At 54.0% G+C, this 1,458-nt stretch carries 1 rRNA gene; it reads left to right on the top strand.

Annotated elements, in window-relative coordinates:
* A 16S ribosomal RNA gene (locus tag R7Q41_RS23970) occupies positions 1-1,458 on the top strand; the annotation flags it as partial.

The raw sequence follows: 1,458 nt of genomic DNA, 5'->3' as shown, positions 1-1,458 counted from the left end.
ACGATAACGGCGTCGAGCGGCGGACGGGTGAGTAATGCCTAGGAAATTGCCCTGATGTGGGGGATAACCATTGGAAACGATGGCTAATACCGCATGATGCCTACGGGCCAAAGAGGGGGACCTTCGGGCCTCTCGCGTCAGGATATGCCTAGGTGGGATTAGCTAGTTGGTGAGGTAAGGGCTCACCAAGGCGACGATCCCTAGCTGGTCTGAGAGGATGATCAGCCACACTGGAACTGAGACACGGTCCAGACTCCTACGGGAGGCAGCAGTGGGGAATATTGCACAATGGGCGCAAGCCTGATGCAGCCATGCCGCGTGTGTGAAGAAGGCCTTCGGGTTGTAAAGCACTTTCAGTCGTGAGGAAGGTAGTGTAGTTAATAGCTGCATTATTTGACGTTAGCGACAGAAGAAGCACCGGCTAACTCCGTGCCAGCAGCCGCGGTAATACGGAGGGTGCGAGCGTTAATCGGAATTACTGGGCGTAAAGCGCATGCAGGTGGTTTGTTAAGTCAGATGTGAAAGCCCGGGGCTCAACCTCGGAATAGCATTTGAAACTGGCAGACTAGAGTACTGTAGAGGGGGGTAGAATTTCAGGTGTAGCGGTGAAATGCGTAGAGATCTGAAGGAATACCGGTGGCGAAGGCGGCCCCCTGGACAGATACTGACACTCAGATGCGAAAGCGTGGGGAGCAAACAGGATTAGATACCCTGGTAGTCCACGCCGTAAACGATGTCTACTTGGAGGTTGTGGCCTTGAGCCGTGGCTTTCGGAGCTAACGCGTTAAGTAGACCGCCTGGGGAGTACGGTCGCAAGATTAAAACTCAAATGAATTGACGGGGGCCCGCACAAGCGGTGGAGCATGTGGTTTAATTCGATGCAACGCGAAGAACCTTACCTACTCTTGACATCCAGAGAACTTTCCAGAGATGGATTGGTGCCTTCGGGAACTCTGAGACAGGTGCTGCATGGCTGTCGTCAGCTCGTGTTGTGAAATGTTGGGTTAAGTCCCGCAACGAGCGCAACCCTTATCCTTGTTTGCCAGCGAGTAATGTCGGGAACTCCAGGGAGACTGCCGGTGATAAACCGGAGGAAGGTGGGGACGACGTCAAGTCATCATGGCCCTTACGAGTAGGGCTACACACGTGCTACAATGGCGCATACAGAGGGCGGCCAACTTGCGAAAGTGAGCGAATCCCAAAAAGTGCGTCGTAGTCCGGATTGGAGTCTGCAACTCGACTCCATGAAGTCGGAATCGCTAGTAATCGTGGATCAGAATGCCACGGTGAATACGTTCCCGGGCCTTGTACACACCGCCCGTCACACCATGGGAGTGGGCTGCAAAAGAAGTAGGTAGTTTAACCTTCGGGGGGACGCTTACCACTTTGTGGTTCATGACTGGGGTGAAGTCGTAACAAGGTAGCGCTAGGGGAACCTGGCGCTGGATCACCTCCTTA

It is taken from the genome of Vibrio sp. 2096 (assembly GCF_033339595.1).
In the GTDB taxonomy this organism is placed as follows: domain Bacteria; phylum Pseudomonadota; class Gammaproteobacteria; order Enterobacterales; family Vibrionaceae; genus Vibrio; species Vibrio alginolyticus.
This window is presented reverse-complemented; position numbering and strand designations above follow the sequence as displayed.